Raw genomic sequence first — 16,442 nt, 5'->3', positions numbered from 1 at the left:
TACGGGGCAGCTCGAAGGGATAAACAATCGCATTAAGGTCATGAAACGGATTGCCTACGGCTACAGAGACAGCGCATTCTTCTTCTTGAAAATCAAAGCTGCGTTTCCCGGTAATCCGTGAAGAACCTTTTTTTTTGCCTGCCAGCGTTACACGCAGACTCAGCCATCTGCTGGCAGGGTGTAATCGAAATCATAGTAGTGCTTGCCCTCTTCGATGCGGATCTGCAGCATACCGCTCAAACCAGCCAGTTCACCCTGCCCCGAGTCATGCACTACCGCCACCGTTAAACCCGGCGTACCACGCTGCATGGTGCCGCAGTGATGTAGCAGAAAGCTGCCCTGCAGCCCGTCCAGCGTACCCTGCACCCGTTCCATTGCCACATAGGCGCCGGAAGCGATGTCGCGGTTCATATACGCCAGCATCTCGCCGCGGCCACTGGCCGACAGCGCGCCCATGTACTGTTTATCCAGCGACATCCGGCTAATGCTGCTTTCAGTGGCAACGCTGGACAGACTTTCCGGGGTGATACGGACGCTGAATTCTCCGCTTACTTTAGGCATGATGACTCGCTCTAGTCTTGCTGGGGTTGATCGGAAGGGGATGCGTGGTGCTGCTCTTCGGTCGGCGTAATGCACGGTATGCGCAGGGTGAAGCAGGCCCCCTCGCCCAGTTTGCTCGCCACCGAAATGGTGCCGCAGAACTGCTTGACGATCAGATTGAACACAATGTTCAGGCCCAGCCCCGTTCCGCCCTGACCACGCCGGGTGGTCACAAAGGGATCGAATACCTTGTCCAGCATTTCCGGCGGGATGCCCTTGCCGTCATCGGCCACCTGCATTTCTATCCAGTCGGCCTGCTGCACCACCGTAATCCGGATCTGGCCCTCGTCGTCGGGATTGAAAGCGTGTTCGACGCAGTTCAGCGTCAGATTGGTAATCACCTGCGCCAGCGCACCGGGATAACTGTCGAGCATGACATCGGCCGGACAGCTGATGCTGACAGCAATGCGGGTCTTCTTCAGCTTGGGCTGCAGGCTGGATACCACCTCGTTGATATAGTCGCGCAGCTCGAAACGGCGGCGGGCTTCGCTCACTTGGTCCACGGCAATCTGCTTGAAACTATGGATCAGATGCGCAGCGCGATAGGCATTGTTCATGATCAGCCGCGTGCTTTCCGACGCCGTCTCCAGATAGCGCATGATGTCGGACTTCTTGACGTTGCCGCCATCGACCGCCTGATGGACTTTTTCCGTTGCCTCCAGCAGCACCGATGCGCTGGTCAGAGCGATGCCCACGGGCGTATTGATTTCGTGCGCAACCCCTGCCACCAGCCCGCCCAGCGAAGCGAGCCGCTCGGCCTGCAGCAGCGATTCCTGCGTGCGGCGCAGATCATCGAGGGCTTTGGTGGTGGTCTGGGCCGATTTGCGCGCCTCGTCCTCGGCCTCGCGGATGCGCTGGATATTCGATTTGATCTTGCGCTGGATAGCGTTAAAACCGCGGATCACTTCGCCTAATTCGTCCTGGCGGTTTTCCGGCAGTTCTTCCACTTCATCGCTGCCGCGCGTCGCCAGATCGAACAGACCGTCGCGCAGGCGTTTCAGCGGGTCGAACACGATGCGCAGCGACAGCGCCAGCGCTGCCACCAGTATCAGGTCCAGCAGCAGCACCTCGGTTACCTTGCGCCGCACTTCCGCTGCCAGCGTGGCATCGATCTGGGCGCGGCTGAAATTCACGACCACCCGGCCCACGATCACCGGCTTGAGCGACGCACCGGCCGCACCGGAATCGCGGTAGGCCAGATCGGCCACCACCGGCGTTCCGGCCACATTCAGATCGTTCTCGATGGAACTGACCGCGCCATTCTCGCTGCGCAATTTGCCCGAGAACAGCCCGACCGACGTGTCATACACACGGATCGAGACCAGTTCGGGCGGCAACATTTCCGCTGCCACGATGTTATCGACCTTGGCTTTATCCAGATCCCACAGCGCCGAAGGCAGGCTGGTCTGGAGACGCGTCAGCACCCCTTCGCGCAGACGCTGATTGGCCACTTCCAGCTCGTGCCCCAGACTATACTGGGCATAGGTACCAGAGATGCCGAGCACCAGGGTCACGATGACCACAAACAGCAGCGTCAAACGGCCTTGAATACCAAACATTGACCAGCCTCGCAGACAAGTAGGAATGAGGTCCCAATGTACGGTATGACATGCAACTTGGCAAGTTCGGCCTGCGCCGGTGTGCTCTATGACAGACTTTACTTGCACCCGGCCCCAAGATCAGGCAATGTGGCAATACGGCAATCTTGCAGCACACCCAAGGAGGACCCCATGAGCGGAAATTTTCACCAGATGGCACTAGCGGATGTCCAGCCCGGTATGGTTCTGTCCGATGAGTTGCTCGACCTGCAAGGGCAGGTGCTGCTGCCGCAGGGGACGGTACTCACCGAGGCCATGCTGGCCCTGATGCCGCGCCACGGCATCAGCGTACTGCCTATCCAGCAGGCCGAATATTCGCCCGAAGCGATCGAAGCCACGCTGCACCACCATGAAGCCCGGCTGGCGCGCCTGTTCCGCAAAAACGACGCCGATCTCGACGTCCACTGGGCCACCGCGCAATTACAGCGCTTTATCAGCGACTACCGGCATGGCGCAGAGGAGGCGCCTCAACATGAGTAATTCGGTGAGTAACATCGTCAGCTATGAAGAGGTGGTGCGCAATCTGGACGACCTGCCTTCGCTGCCGGCAGTGGTGATGGAACTGCTCAACAGCATAGACCAGGAAGACGTCGATATTGCCGTGCTGGCCAAAAAAGTCTCGCATGATCAGGCGCTCACGGCCAAAACCCTGCGCTTGGCCAATTCTTCGCTGTACGGTCTGCAGGTCAAAGTCACTACCATCCAGCAGGCGATTACCTATCTGGGTTTCCAGACCACGCGCAATCTGATCACGGCAGCGGCCCTGACTGGCTGTTTTGCCGAAGGTCATTGCCCCGGCTTCCATCATCAGGCCTTCTGGCGCCATTCGATCGCCACGGCCGCCTGCGCCAAAGTGCTAGCCAGACAGATGCGCTTCAATCAGGATTATGCGTTCACGGCAGGCTTGCTGCACGATATAGGCCGGCTGGTGCTGGTGGCCTGCTTCCCGCAGCAGTACGGGCAGGCGCTGGCCTACCGCAAAGCCCATGACTGCTATATGCTCGAGGCCGAGCGCGCCGTGCTCGGGGTAGACCACGTCGATGCCGGACTGGCACTGGCCGAACACTGGAATTTTTCCGACACCATGCGGCTGGCCATCGCCGGCCACCATGATCCGGAAACACCGGGTGCAGGTTTCCTCGCGGCCATCATCCATATCGCCAATGCAGTGGTGCATGCGCTCGATCTGGTGGACGACGAGGATGATCTGGTGCCACCGATTTCCAGCGTGGCATGGAATGCGCTGGGGCTGGACGAAGCAGCCTATCTGCACCTGTTCCGCGAAACCGAACTGCAATACGAAGAAATTTCTATGGTGCTGCTCAGTTAAAGCGCTAGGGCTGCTGCGCTGGCACGGCGTACCGCCCAGCGCAGCATGGGAGCCGGCCCGGATCAGCGCGCATCAGTGACGCGCATAGTTTCCGGCCTCGGCCTTCTCCTGACGTTCTTCCGGCTTGGGACGGCCCTGCGCATCGGACAGACGGTATTTGGTGCGGCGGTCGCCCATCAGGTCGCGCAGATCGCGGATGCTCATGCCCGTCACTTCGTGCATGCGGATCAGCAGCGAGGCCCCTACCGGCAGGCGGTGGTGGCGGATTTTGCTGATGACAGGCGGCGCCACTTCCAGCAGACGCGACAGGGCCGCATCATTTTTCAGTTGCATCTTGCCCAGCAAGATATCGAGCAAGTGGTTAGGGTTATAGCTTTCCTGCGAAGCGAGTGCATGATGTGCCATGATGTTTCCTTCATTGGTTAGGTGGATGGAGTGTGCAAGCCTGAACTTAAGTGCAACTTAGATGAACTGCGATGCCTTTGGTACCAAGTCCGACCGCGCCAAGTTGCCATTTGCGCAATTTAATTCTATGCGCTTTAGCGTGCGTTTCAGCATCCCTCACTGAGCGGAACTTAAGCCGCATCAAGCGCAAGCTAGAAAGCTTGGCAACATGGATATTTCAGCACATGGGGCTGTGGGGCGGCGCACGCAAGAACTTGTAGGAAACTGTTACATCCGGCATGACTGTCTTTACATAGACGGGGGCAAGGCAAAGTACGGTAAACTAGCGCCTGCGCCGCGTCAGGCGGCCTTACTGAAAAGCACGACCTTGAAAACCAAAACACCCGTACAGCCCCACTACTTTGTGCCCGAGCCGCTCGATAACACGCGCCTCGCGCACCTGTGCGGCCCGCTCGACGAAAACCTGCGCCAGATTTCGGCGGCACTCGACGTCACCATCTTCCGCCGCGGCGAGAAATTCATCGTCAGCGGCCACAATGCCGAACGCGCGGTGCAGATCCTCGAACAGTTCTACGCCGTGGCGCAGAAAGTCATTCCTATCGAAGAAGTGCAACTGGCACTGGTAGAACAGCGCACCAGCCATCAGGTCGCGGCAGTCGCTAGCGGCGACACCGAAGCAGTGGCCAAAGTGGTGGCGGCGCCGTTCGTCGAACCCAGCATCGATAGTCCCATACTGAAAACTCGCCGCAGCGATCTGCGCGGCCGCACGCCGCACCAGATCCGCTATCTGCGCAACATCCTCGAACACGACATCAGCTTCGGCGTGGGTCCGGCCGGTACCGGCAAGACCTATCTGGCCGTGGCCTGCGCGGTCGATGCGCTCGAGCGCGATGCCATCAAACGCATCATCCTGACCCGTCCGGCAGTGGAAGCGGGCGAACGGCTGGGCTTCCTGCCCGGCGATCTGAGCCAGAAGGTCGATCCCTATCTGCGTCCCCTGTACGACGCGCTGTACGACCTGCTGGGCTTTGACCGCACGCAAAAAATGTTCGAGAAGCAAGTGATCGAGATTGCGCCGCTGGCCTATATGCGCGGCCGCACGCTCAACCATGCTTTCGTGATCCTCGACGAAGCCCAGAACACCACGGTGGAACAGATGAAAATGTTCCTCACCCGCATAGGTTTCGGCAGCAAGGCCGTCGTCACGGGCGACGTCACCCAGGTCGATCTGCACAAGAGCCAGAAGAGCGGTCTGGTCGATGCCATGCAGGTGCTCAAAGACGTGCGCGGCATCGCCTTCAGCCACTTCGGCAGTGAAGATGTGGTGCGTCACCCGCTGGTGGCGCGCATCGTCGACGCCTACGAAACGGCGCAAACCCATGAGGCGGAAATCGCCCCCTTAATCAAAGCGACTGCGATCAAAAATGTCCGCAAAAAATAAACTGTCCCTGTCCGTCCAGTACGCTGACACCCGTCTGCAGGAAGCCCTGCCCCGTCCGAAAATCCGCCGCTGGGTGCAGGCCGCCCTGTTCGCGCCGGCCGAGCTGACCATCCGCTTTGTCGATGCGGCAGAAGGCCGCAGCCTGAACCGCGAATACCGCGACAAGGATTACGCCACCAACGTGCTGACCTTTGCCTACAACGAAGGCGAAGAATTTGCCGAGGACGAACCTACCCGCGCCGACATCATCCTGTGCACCGACGTACTGGAAAAGGAAGCGGCCGAGCAAAAGAAAACGCTGGAAGAACATGCTGCCCACCTGATCATCCACGGTGTGCTGCACGCGCAAGGCTATGACCACCTCGACGACGAGGAAGCAGCCGAAATGGAAGGCATCGAAACGGAACTGCTGGCAGCGCTCGGCTACGCCGATCCCTACGCCTGATTCCTCTGGCGGAGTGGTCAAACTGACAAAATCGGCTAGCCACTCCCATTTGGTGTATCCTATAGGCCATCGAAACAACGGCTCACGCCTCCTATGCAAGAGCACTCTAGTAGCGTCAAGACTGACGCTAAACCCCACCGGTCACTGTTTGAACGCCTGACCGCACTGATTTCCCCCGAACCAGAGAACCGCGCCGAACTGCTGGAAGTTCTGCACGACGCCCACGAACGCAACCTGATCGATGCCGACGCCCTGTCGATGATCGAAGGCGTGTTCCAGGTTTCCGATCTGTCTGCCCGCGACATCATGATTCCCCGTTCCCAGATGGACGTGATCGATATCGCCAAACCGATAGAAGAATGGCTGCCCACCGTGCTGCAGACGGCGCACTCGCGCTTCCCTGCCATTGAAGGCGAGCGCGACAAGGTGATCGGCATCCTGCTGGCCAAAGACCTGCTGCGCTACTACGCCGAAGAATCGTTCGACGTACGCGATATGCTGCGCCCTGCCATCTTCATACCCGAATCCAAGCGCCTGAACGTTCTGCTGCGCGATTTCCGCGCCAACCACAACCACATGGCCATCGTGGTCGATGAATACAGCGGCGTGGCCGGCCTGATCACGATTGAAGATGTACTGGAACAGATCGTCGGCGATATCGAAGATGAATACGATTTCGACGAAGAAGAAGACAACATCCTGTCGATCAAGGAAGGCGCCCATGGCCCGCGCTGGCGCATCAAGGCCCTCACCGAGATCACCCAGTTCAACGAGGCGCTCGACACGGCCTTGCCCGATGACGACGTCGATACCATAGGCGGACTGGTCGCCAACCATCTGGGCCGTATGCCGCACAAAGGCGACGTGTTCGACTACGAAGGCATGCGTTTCGAAGTATTGCGCGCTGATGCACGTCAGATTCACGTCCTGCTGGTCGAGAAACTGCCGCCTGTCAGCACGGCCGGTGACGACGCCTGATGCGTTTTCGCCGTACCGATCCGAACCAGCCTCGGCCGCAGCGCTCCACCCGCGGCCGCATGACCATCACGGCAATCGCCGGTGCCCTGTGCGTATTCGCGTTTGCCCCGTTCGGCTGGTGGCCGCTGCAGATCATGGGCCTGGCGACCCTGTTCTATCAGGTGCTGCGCAGCGACGGCGTGAAGAGCGCCGCCCTGATCGGCTGGGCCTTCGGTCTGGGCTGGACCGCAGCCGGTACGCACTGGCTCTACGTTTCCCTGCATACCTATGGCGGCATGGCCGCACCGCTGGCGGCACTGGCCGTACTGCTGCTGGCCGCTGCCATGGGCCTGTACGTGGCGCTGGCCATGGGCGGCGCAGCCTGGCTGCGCCAGCGCTGGGCCTTGCCGCTGGCTGCCGCCAATCTGCTAGTGTTACCGGCCTGCTGGACGCTGGCCGAATGGCTGCGCGGCTGGCTATTCACGGGTTTCCCGTGGCTGTCCGCCGGCTATGCGCACAACCACAGCCCGCTAGCCGGTTTCGCCCCCATCATCGGCATGTACGGTCTGGGCTGGCTGGCCGCCACGCTGGCCGGCGCCCTGCTGCTGACTTTCCACCGTACCCGCTTGATAGCTGCCGCTGTGGCCGTAACCACGCTGGCCGGTGGTGCCGCCCTGAGTTTCCTCCAGTGGACCACGCCGCAAGGCCAGCCTATCAGCGTGCGCCTGCTACAAGGCAATGTGCCACAGGATGAAAAATTCAATGGCGCCCATGTGGCGGCGGCCATCACGCAATATCAGCGCGCCATCATGGCAGCCCCGGCCGACCTGATCGCCACGCCGGAAACGGCCATCGTCATGCTGCCCCAGCAACTGCCCACCGACTACCTGCCGACCGTGACGGAATTCCTTCATCGCACCGGCAGCCAGCTCATCCTCGGCATCCCCGTCGCCGACAGCCAGACCGCCTATTTCAACAGTGTACTGGGCATTACCGGCCAGCCGGGCGCCAGCTACTACCGCTACGACAAGCACCATCTGGTGCCGTTCGGCGAATTCATACCGCTGGGTTTCCGCTGGTTCGTCGATCTGATGGCCATCCCGCTCGGCGACCAGACCAGCGGCGCCGCCATCCAGCCCGCTTTCAGCGTACGCGACCAGCGCGTGCTGCCCAATATCTGCTACGAAGACCTGTTCGGCGAAGAAATCGCCGCCCAGCTGCGCCAGCCCGCGGCGGGCCAGCAGCCCGCTACCGTGCTGCTGAATATTTCCAATCTTGCATGGTTTGGCGACACCATCGCCATCCCCCAGCATTTGCAGATTTCGCAGATGCGCACGCTGGAAACGGGCCGCCCCATGCTGCGCGCCACCAATACCGGTGCCACCGCCGTGATCGATGGCCGCGGACAGGTGCTGCATCAATTGCCGGTCAACCAGACCGGCACGCTGGCCGCCCGCGTGCAAGGCATGCAGGGCAACACCCCTTACATTCTCTGGGGCAACCGCCTGTTGCTGCTGCTCACCATCGTCTCGCTGGGAGCGGCATGGTTTTGGTCGCAGCGCACAAAAAAGGGGCCAAAAGCCGCTTAATCTCTACAGGCTCCCAGTAAAACCCGCTAAAATTGTTTTTTTAGCGAACCTCACACCGCGCGCCCACAGGCCGCGCCTTTGACGACACAAGATGCTGACATTTCAACAAATTATCCTGACCTTGCAAACCTACTGGGACAAGCAAGGCTGCGCCCTGCTCCAGCCCTACGATATGGAAGTGGGTGCGGGCACCTTCCACACCGGCACCTTCCTGCGCGCGATCGGCCCGGAACCCTGGCGCGCTGCCTATGTGCAGCCATCGCGCCGTCCCAAAGATGGCCGCTATGGCGAAAACCCTAACCGTGGCCAGCACTACTACCAGTATCAGGTGGTGATGAAGCCGGCGCCGGAAAACATCCTCGACCTGTATCTGGGTTCGCTGGAAGCGCTGGGTCTGGATCTGAAACAGAATGACGTGCGTTTCGTCGAAGACGACTGGGAATCGCCTACCCTGGGCGCCTGGGGTCTGGGCTGGGAAGTCTGGCTGAACGGCATGGAAGTGACCCAGTTCACCTACTTCCAGCAAGTGGGCGGTCTGGACTGCAAGCCCGTGCTGGGCGAAATCACCTACGGTGTCGAGCGTCTGGCCATGTATCTGCAGGGCGTGGAAAATATGTACGACCTGATCTGGACTACGTGGGAAGAAAACGGCGAGACCAAAGTGCTCAAATACGGCGACGTCTTCCACCAGAATGAAGTGGAGCAATCGGCCTATAACTTCGAGCACTCGAACACGGAACTGCTGTTCACCCAGTTCAACAATCACGAATCGGAAGCCAAACGCCTGATCGAAGCCCAGCTGACTCTGCCAGCCTACGAGCAGATCATGAAAGCTTCGCACAGCTTCAACCTGCTGGACGCCCGAGGCGCCATCTCCGTGACGGAACGCGCTGCCTACATCGGCCGTGTGCGCGCGCTGTCGCGTCTGGTTGCACAGGCTTACTACGATTCGCGCGAACGTCTGGGCTTCCCTATGCTGCCTGCCCAGGCCAACGCTGCCGCCGCTGAATAAACCGTATATATCTTATGACTCAAACTCTGCTCATCGAACTGCTGACCGAAGAACTGCCACCGAAGGCGCTCGCCAAACTGGGCGCAGCGTTCGCCGCCGGCATCGTCAACGGCCTGAAATCGCGCGACTTCCTCGAAGCCGACAGCGTCGCCACCCCGTTCGCCTCGCCACGCCGTCTGGCCGTCTCCATCACCAAAGTGCGCGCCACTTCGCCCGATAAATCCATCCGCGAAAAAGTGCTGCCGGTCGCCGTGGCGCTGGACGCCCATGGCAACCCGACGGCACCGCTGGCCAAGAAGCTGGCAGCACTGGGCTTCCCTGACCTGCAAGTGGCCGATCTGGAACGCGCCCAGGACGGCAAGGCCGAAAGCTTCTTCTACACCTACACGGCAGCCGGTAGCGCGCTGCAAAGCGGCCTGCAGGCGGCACTGGAAGAATCCGTCGCCAAGCTGCCGATTCCAAAAGTGATGAGCTACCAGCGTCCCGATGGCAGCACCGTGCAGTTCGTGCGTCCGGCCCACAGCCTGATCGCCCTGCATGGCGCTACCGTGATTCCGCTGACTCTGCTGGGGCTGACCGCTTCCAACGTCAGCGAAGGCCACCGCTTCCTGACCGCGCCGGGCCAGCGGATGGTCACCATCGCCGATGCCGACAGCTACGCCGCCACGCTGGAAGGCGCCGGTAAGGTGCTGGCCAGCGTCGAACAGCGCAAGGAAAAAATCCGCGCCGAACTGCTGGCCAAAGCGGGCAGCGACACCGTGCTGATGCCGGAAGCCCTGCTGGACGAAGTGGCTGCGCTGGTCGAATGGCCGGTGGTCTATGAATGCAAATTCGAAGAAGAATATCTGGCGGTGCCGCAGGAATGCCTGATCCTGACCATGCAGACCAACCAGAAATACTTCGCGCTGACCGACAGCAAGGGCAAGCTGCGCTCGCGCTTCCTGATCGTTTCCAACATCGCCACCGATACCCCGGCAGCCATCATCGACGGTAACGAGCGCGTGGTGCGTCCGCGCCTGTCCGACGCCAAGTTCTTCTTCGAGCAGGACCGCAAGAAGACGCTGGAATCGCGTCTGCCGCTGCTGGAAAAAATCGTCTATCACAACAAGCTCGGCACGCAAGCCGCACGCGGCGAGCGCGTGGCCAAACTGGCTGCCTTCATCGCTGCAGCCATCGGCGGCGATGCGGCACTGGCGACCCGCGCTGCCAAACTGTCCAAGGCCGATCTGGTGACGGAAATGGTGGGTGAATTCCCCGAGCTGCAAGGCATCATGGGCACCTATTACGCCCGCAACGACGGCGAGCACGAAGATGTGGCGCTGGCCGCCTCCGAGCACTACCAGCCGCGCTTCGCCGGCGATGCTCTGCCTACCACCGTGACCGGCACCGCCGTGGCACTGGCCGACAAACTGGAAACGCTGGTTGGCATCTGGGCCATCGGTCTGGCGCCGACCGGCGACAAAGACCCGTTCGCACTGCGCCGCCACGCGCTGGGCGTGCTGCGCATGCTGATCGAAAAACGTCTGCCGCTGGCCATCAGCACCCTGCTGGCGCAAGCTGCTGCGCTGTTCGGCGACGTGGCCGGCTTCAAAGACCCGTCGGCCGAAGTGACCGTGTTCATGATCGACCGTCTGCGCGGCATCCTGCGCGAACGTGGCTTCTCGCCTAACGAGATCGAAGCCGTCGTGGCGCAGAATCCGGACCGTCTGGACGACATCGTGCAGCGTCTGGAAGCGGTACAGGCTTTCGCCGCGCTGCCGGAGTCCGCCTCGCTGGCTGCTGCCAACAAGCGCATCACCAACATCCTGAAGAAGAACGAAGAAGCGCTGGCTGCCACTGGCGGCGCAGGCGTGAACAGCGCGCTGCTGCAGGACGTGGCCGAGAAAAATCTGCATGCCGCCGTGGTACGCGTACTGCCGCAGGTCGATGCGGCCTTCGCCCAGGGCGACTTCACCGGCACGCTGAAAACGCTGGCCCAGCTGCGTGACGACGTCGACGCCTTCTTCAACGACGTGATGGTGATGGCCGAGGATGTAGCACTGCGCAACAACCGTCTGGCGCTGCTGTCGTCGCTGCACGGCATGCTGAACCGCGTGGCCGACATTTCCAAGCTGGCGGCCTAAATGGGAACGCCGTCCATGAAACTGATCATTCTTGATCGCGACGGCGTTATCAACCACGACTCGCCGGATTTCATCAAATCGCCGGCCGAGTGGATCCCTGTACCCGGTTCGCTGGAAGCGATCGCCCGGCTGAATCAGGCGGGCTACAAGGTGGTGGTGGCCTCCAACCAGTCCGGCATTGCGCGCGAGCTGTTCGACATGGCCACCCTCAACGCCATCCACCAGAAGCTGCACAATCTGGCCCAGCAGGTAGGCGCCAGCATCGATGCCATTTTCTTCTGTCCGCACGCCGGCGCCGACAACTGCGATTGCCGCAAACCGAAGCCGGGCATGTTCACGGAAATCTCGCAGCGCTACAAGATCAGCCTGAAAGGCGTGCCCACCGTGGGCGATTCGCTGCGCGATCTGCAGGCCGGCTTTGTCAGCGGCTGCATCCCTTATCTGGTGTTGACCGGCAAAGGCGAAAAGACCCAGGCCACGGGCGGTCTGCCGCCCGGCACCATGGTCTTCCCCGACCTCGCCGCCATGGTCAACCATCTGCTCAAGAGTAACGAAGCAGCTGCCTCGTCCTCGGCCAGCTAAACTGTTTTTGGAGTCTGCATTGGGTCATCCCGTACTGTTTCTGCGTTCCCTGATTTTCACCATCATCATGGTGATCTCCACCATCGTCTGGGCCTGCGTGTGCTTCCTCGCGGCGCCGCTGCCCTACAACCAGCGCTTCTACGTCACCGCCCGCTGGAACGTATTCATGATCTGGTGCCTCAAGGTCATCTGCGGCATCCGCTACGAAATCAAAGGCGCCGAGAACTTCCCGGACGCACCGGCCGTGGTGCTGGCCAAGCACCAGTCGGCATGGGAAACCATCTTCCTGCTGCCTAACCTGCCACGCCCGCTGGTGTTCGTGTTCAAAAAAGAGATCCTCTACATTCCCTTCTTCGGCTGGGCCATGGCGCTGCTGCGCATGATCCCGATTGACCGCTCGCAGGGCAAGAACGCCTTCCAGCACGTGGTCCGGCACGGCAAGCGCCGCCTCGCCGACGGCCAGTGGATCATCATGTTCCCGGAAGGGACCCGCATCCCTGTTGGGCAGGCAGGCAAATACAAAAGCGGCGGCACCCGCCTCGCTATCGAAACGGGCGCCGTGGTCGTACCGATCGCGCATAATTCCGGCGAATGCTGGCCAAAAAACTCTTTCATCAAACGCCCCGGTCTTGTTACAGTATCGATAGGCAAACCGATTTCTCCGGAGGGCCAGACCCCGGAATCGATGATGCAACAGGTGGAAAATTGGATAGAATCAGAAATGCGCGTCATTTCGCCCCACGTCTACAACGCTGGCTAGACGATCTGGCGACGCTGGTGCAACCGGCCAAGCCGGACACCAGCCAGCTCGATCTGTTCGGCCGCGAAGCAGCGCCTGCGCGGCCCGTCTATACCGAAGCGGTATGGACTACTCCATCCGGCGGCACACCACGCCAGCCGCCACCGGTTTCTCCCTACGTCGCACCACCGCAAACTGCGGTTCCCCTCAAGCCGCGCAGCGCTAAGCCGCCCACGGCGGAGCAGCCACCCAAACGCCAGCTCATGGTGGGCGACTTCGTACTCGAATATTCGCTGCGCCGCTCTACCCGCCGCTCGATAGGCTTCATGATCGACGATGAGGGTTTGCGCATCACCGCGCCCAAGCGCGTCAGCATTGCCGAAATCGATAACGCAATCAACGCCAAGCAGCACTGGATACTAAGCAAACTCAAGGAGCGGCGCGAGCGCCGTGCGGCACGGCTGGAAAAGCCGCCGGTGGAATGGATAGACGGCGCCAGGATACCCTATCTGGGGGCCGACATCAGCCTGCGCCTGCTGGTAGGTGGCCGCAACCGGGCCAGCTATGATGCCGCCACCCGCACCCTGACCATGATACTGGTGCCCGGCGCGACGGAAGAACTGCTCAAGGAGCGCGTCAAGGCGTGGTACCAGCAGGAAGCCAAGCAGCTATTCGTGCAGCGGCTAGACCTGTATGCCGAGCGGCTGGGCGTGCGCTACAGCGCTTTCGGCCTGTCGTCGGCCGGCACGCGCTGGGGCTCGTGTACGGCTGAACGCAAAATCCGCCTGAACTGGAAACTGATCCACTTCTCGCTGCCGCTGATCGACTACGTGATCGCGCACGAACTGGCGCACATCCTCGAAATGAACCACAGCGCCCGCTTCTGGAACACGGTAGGCCAGATCTATCCCGAATACGAAGAAGCCCGCAACCTGCTGCGCAAGCGCGCGCAGGAGCTGCCCGTACTCTTCCCCTGATCTCACGCGAGGCCTAGGTGCTTGCGCAATTCGGTGATGAGTTCGGCAATACTGAGCTCAAGCTCAGGGCCACTGTTCACGCCATCCAGAATTAGGGCCTGTAGTCGCTGTTCCGCCTCATTTTGCGGGCCAGCAAACACTCTCTCCGACAGAGAAGCTTGCTGCCGACTAATAGGGAAAGTTAGCTTAGTCATGCCGAAATTATAGGCCGATATCGGCGCGTCTCCTTAATCTGATGCAGACGTCGGTAGTCACCGGTAGCAATAGCGGAATTTTACGGGTGCGGAACTACGATTAAGTCCGGCAACAAAGCCAGCGTGCGGGCGGTGGCGCCGCGGTGCTGGTTGGCGAAGGCTAGCGCCTGCTGGCCCATGCTGTCGCGTGCAGTGGCGTCGTTCAGCAGGCGCGCTGCCGTCTGCATCAGCTGCGCGGCATCAGCTACCCGCACGGCACCGCCGGCGGTCAGCGCATCTTCCGTCACCAGCGCAAAGTTGAAGGTGTGCGGGCCGATCAGCACGGGCTTGCCCAGCGCTGCCGGTTCTATCAGATTCTGCCCGCCCAGCGGCAGCAGGCTGCCGCCCACAAAAGCGCAATCGCAGGCTGCGTAATAGGCGAACATTTCACCCATCGAGTCGCCCAGCAGCACATCAGTATCGGCTGGCAGCGTGGCGCGGCCGGCTGCATCAGCGCCCTGCTGCGCAGCGCCAGCCGGCGCCAGCGCCAGCGTGCTGCGGCGCTGCACGCGCAAACCCCTGCCAGCGACCATCGCTTCCACATCGGCGAAGCGCTGCGGATGACGCGGCACGATCAGCAGCAGCACATCGGACGGCAAGCTAGCACGCGCCTGCTGGAAGGCCGCCAGTATCAGCTCTTCTTCGCCTTCGCGCGTGCTGGCGCACAGCAGCACGGGACGCGCGCCGATGGCGCTGCGCAGGCGTGCACCGGTTTCCAGCGCCGCTGGCGCCACCACGACATCGAACTTGATGCTGCCCGTAACCGCAACCCGCGCCACACCGAGCGAGCGCACCCGCTCGGCGTCGCCCTGGGTCTGTGCCGCCACCAGTGTTATGCCGCGCGCCGCATCGAGCAGCAGCGTACCAAGGCGGCGCGATTTGCGCAGCGAACGCTCGGACAATCGGGCATTGGCCAGTACTACCGGCACACTACGTGCAGCGCAGACAGCGATCAGGTTAGGCCACACCTCCGTCTCCATCAGAATGCAGATAGCCGGGCGGAAGTGACGGATAAACCGTCCCACCATGCTGGCCGTATCGTACGGCAGATAGGCTTGCTGCAAACGCTCGCCATGGCGCGCAAACAGGGCTTTGCCGGTGGCGCGACCGGTCGGCGTCATGTGGGTGAGAATGATGCGGCTGGCCGGATAGGCAGCCAGCAGGGCATCCACCAGCGGCTCGGCGGCGCGGGTTTCGCCCACCGACACGGCGTGCACCCACAGTACCGGCCCTGCGCCCGCCATGGGCGCGCCATAAAAGCCCAGCCGTTCACCCCAGTGCTGGCGGTAGCCGGGCTCTTTACGGCCACGCAGCCACAGACGGGCCAGCACCAGCGGCAAAGCCAGCCACCAGAGTAAGGAATAGATCAATCGCATAGTAATGCCTGCTGCTCTTAACTCTGCCCCAGCAGGCTGCGGGCTGCAGCCAGCACTTCGGCCACGGCAGGCGGCGTGCCCTGATCGCCCAGATTGATGATGCGCGGCGACCAGTTGCCTTCGGTCTTCCAGCGCGGCGAATCGGCATAGATTTCCACCGTCGGCCGCACGAAAGCCGCCGCGATGTGGGTCAGCCCCGTATCGACGCCTATCACCAGCCCGGCGTGCCGCGCCAGCAGCATGGCGTCGGCCATGGATAATTTCGGCAGTACGCGCGCGTTCGGCAGGCCAGCGGCCAGCGCCTGCGCTTCTGCCAGTTCCTTCGGCGAACCCCATGGCAGCAGGATAGGCATAGGCGCCAGTGCGCGCCCCAGCGCAATCCAGTTCTCCGGCGCCCATTTCTTGGCGTCGCGCGCCGTGCCGTGGAAGTACACGGCATACGGCTCGGCCGGCATCCAGTCCGGACGCGGCTCATCGGGCGACACGTCGGGCAGGCCGAAATCGGCCGGCGTATCGACGGCATAGCCCAGCGCTGCACCGGCCACGATGCGGCCGCGCGCCACCGCGTGGGTGCGCGGGTCGGTCGGCACGCTGAGGTTATGAAAAATGCGTGAGATGCCTTCGTAGCCCGAACCTTCGCTACCGTTGGCCAGGCCCACTTTGCGGCCAGCGGGCACGATGCGCGCCGCGCCCATGATGACGCCGGTCTTGAGCAGGCCCTGGGTATCGAATACATAGTCGTACTGCTGCTGGCGCAGGGTGCGCCAGAAAGCCTTGATTTCGGCGCGGGTTTCCGGCTTGCCCAGACTCTTGCGCCAGCGCCGCAGCGCAAACGGGATGATGTTGCGTACCCGCGCATTGAGCCGCACCAGACTGACATAGCCCTCCTCCACTACCCAGTCGATATTCGCATCGGGGTAGTGGCGGGCAATGTCGGCCACCATCGGCAGGTTGTGCAGCACGTCGCCCAGCGAGGAAACGCGCACCAGCAGAATGTTTAACGGCTTGCTGCCGGTGGTTGCTAGCGTCATGGCG

17 protein-coding genes are annotated in these 16,442 nt (G+C 61.6%); 12 read left to right on the top strand and 5 right to left on the bottom strand.

Going from position 1 to position 16,442, the window contains the following annotated elements; all coding sequences use genetic code 11:
* The coding region (locus tag GTP27_RS13725; RefSeq protein WP_161037153.1) for a transposase at nucleotides 1-121 on the top strand (121 nt) is incomplete at its 5' end.
* 38 nt (nucleotides 122-159) lie between these two features.
* Here the strand turns inward: GTP27_RS13725 and GTP27_RS13720 are convergent.
* Together GTP27_RS13720 and GTP27_RS13715 are read right to left on the bottom strand one after the other, a co-directional pair.
* Nucleotides 160-561, bottom strand: coding sequence for a DUF3224 domain-containing protein (locus tag GTP27_RS13720; protein WP_161039727.1), 402 nt, complete (start codon nucleotides 559-561; stop codon nucleotides 160-162).
* An 11-nt stretch (nucleotides 562-572) separates the two neighbouring features.
* Nucleotides 573-2,159 (bottom strand): sensor histidine kinase, encoded by a 1,587-nt coding sequence (locus GTP27_RS13715; RefSeq protein WP_161039726.1) that lies wholly within the window; start codon nucleotides 2,157-2,159, stop codon nucleotides 573-575.
* 171 nt (nucleotides 2,160-2,330) lie between these two features.
* Between GTP27_RS13715 and GTP27_RS13710 the strand changes: the two genes are divergently transcribed.
* Together GTP27_RS13710 and GTP27_RS13705 are read left to right on the top strand one after the other, a co-directional pair.
* Nucleotides 2,331-2,678, top strand: a complete 348-nt coding sequence (locus GTP27_RS13710; RefSeq protein ID WP_161039725.1) for a hypothetical protein — start codon at nucleotides 2,331-2,333, stop codon at nucleotides 2,676-2,678.
* Nucleotides 2,671-3,528 (top strand): HDOD domain-containing protein, encoded by an 858-nt coding sequence (locus tag GTP27_RS13705; protein WP_202416767.1) that lies wholly within the window; start codon nucleotides 2,671-2,673, stop codon nucleotides 3,526-3,528. Before GTP27_RS13710 ends, GTP27_RS13705 begins: the two co-directional genes overlap by 8 nt.
* A 72-nt stretch (nucleotides 3,529-3,600) precedes the next feature.
* Here the strand turns inward: GTP27_RS13705 and GTP27_RS13700 are convergent, their stop codons facing one another.
* Nucleotides 3,601-3,933: a hypothetical protein gene (locus tag GTP27_RS13700; RefSeq protein ID WP_161039724.1), complete on the bottom strand. Its 333-nt coding sequence runs from the start codon at nucleotides 3,931-3,933 to the stop codon at nucleotides 3,601-3,603.
* A 367-nt stretch (nucleotides 3,934-4,300) separates the two neighbouring features.
* On the opposite strand from GTP27_RS13700, the gene GTP27_RS13695 reads away from it, so the two are divergent.
* The 9 genes from GTP27_RS13695 to GTP27_RS13655 all read left to right on the top strand — a co-directional run bounded on the left by GTP27_RS13695 (nucleotide 4,301) and on the right by GTP27_RS13655 (nucleotide 13,798).
* A complete protein-coding gene (locus GTP27_RS13695; RefSeq protein ID WP_161039723.1) occupies nucleotides 4,301-5,374 on the top strand; it encodes a PhoH family protein in 1,074 nt (357 codons plus the stop codon).
* A complete protein-coding gene (ybeY, locus tag GTP27_RS13690) occupies nucleotides 5,358-5,819 on the top strand; it encodes an rRNA maturation RNase YbeY (protein WP_161039722.1) in 462 nt (153 codons plus the stop codon). The genes GTP27_RS13695 and ybeY overlap by 17 nt, the downstream gene beginning before the upstream one ends.
* A gap of 93 nt (nucleotides 5,820-5,912) precedes the next feature.
* Nucleotides 5,913-6,797 carry a CorC family transporter gene (locus GTP27_RS13685; protein ID WP_161039721.1) on the top strand — a complete coding sequence of 295 codons (885 nt, stop codon included), beginning with the start codon at nucleotides 5,913-5,915 and terminating at the stop codon, nucleotides 6,795-6,797.
* Entirely contained in the window at nucleotides 6,797-8,365 is a 1,569-nt protein-coding gene (gene lnt, locus GTP27_RS13680) for an apolipoprotein N-acyltransferase (RefSeq protein ID WP_161039720.1), read from the top strand. The genes GTP27_RS13685 and lnt overlap by 1 nt, the downstream gene beginning before the upstream one ends.
* 91 nt (nucleotides 8,366-8,456) lie before the next feature.
* Nucleotides 8,457-9,377 (top strand): glycine--tRNA ligase subunit alpha, encoded by a 921-nt coding sequence (gene glyQ / locus GTP27_RS13675; RefSeq protein WP_155432915.1) that lies wholly within the window; start codon nucleotides 8,457-8,459, stop codon nucleotides 9,375-9,377.
* Nucleotides 9,378-9,391: 14 nt separating this feature from the next.
* Entirely contained in the window at nucleotides 9,392-11,500 is a 2,109-nt protein-coding gene (glyS, locus tag GTP27_RS13670) for a glycine--tRNA ligase subunit beta (protein WP_161039719.1), read from the top strand.
* Between the two features lie 15 nt (nucleotides 11,501-11,515).
* Nucleotides 11,516-12,082: a D-glycero-beta-D-manno-heptose 1,7-bisphosphate 7-phosphatase gene (gene gmhB / locus GTP27_RS13665; protein ID WP_161039718.1), complete on the top strand. Its 567-nt coding sequence runs from the start codon at nucleotides 11,516-11,518 to the stop codon at nucleotides 12,080-12,082.
* 67 nt (nucleotides 12,083-12,149) lie between these two features.
* The gene (locus GTP27_RS13660; RefSeq protein WP_371865927.1) at nucleotides 12,150-12,842 is read left to right on the top strand and encodes a lysophospholipid acyltransferase family protein; all 693 of its coding nucleotides are present in this window, start codon (nucleotides 12,150-12,152) and stop codon (nucleotides 12,840-12,842) included.
* Between the two features lie 17 nt (nucleotides 12,843-12,859).
* Nucleotides 12,860-13,798 (top strand): M48 family metallopeptidase, encoded by a 939-nt coding sequence (locus GTP27_RS13655; RefSeq protein WP_161039746.1) that lies wholly within the window; start codon nucleotides 12,860-12,862, stop codon nucleotides 13,796-13,798.
* 274 nt (nucleotides 13,799-14,072) lie between these two features.
* Here GTP27_RS13655 and waaA read toward each other — a convergent pair whose 3' ends face one another.
* A complete protein-coding gene (gene waaA / locus GTP27_RS13650; RefSeq protein ID WP_161039716.1) occupies nucleotides 14,073-15,407 on the bottom strand; it encodes a lipid IV(A) 3-deoxy-D-manno-octulosonic acid transferase in 1,335 nt (444 codons plus the stop codon).
* Between the two features lie 17 nt (nucleotides 15,408-15,424).
* The gene (waaC, locus tag GTP27_RS13645; protein WP_161039715.1) at nucleotides 15,425-16,438 is read right to left on the bottom strand and encodes a lipopolysaccharide heptosyltransferase I; all 1,014 of its coding nucleotides are present in this window, start codon (nucleotides 16,436-16,438) and stop codon (nucleotides 15,425-15,427) included.
* Nucleotides 16,439-16,442 lie beyond the last annotated feature (4 nt).

Origin of the sequence: Duganella qianjiadongensis, from assembly GCF_009857915.1 — a bacterium.
In the GTDB taxonomy this organism is placed as follows: Bacteria; Pseudomonadota; Gammaproteobacteria; order Burkholderiales; family Burkholderiaceae_D; genus Rugamonas; species Rugamonas qianjiadongensis.
Note: the sequence above shows the minus strand (reverse complement) of the source record. Positions and strands in the feature narration are given on the sequence as shown.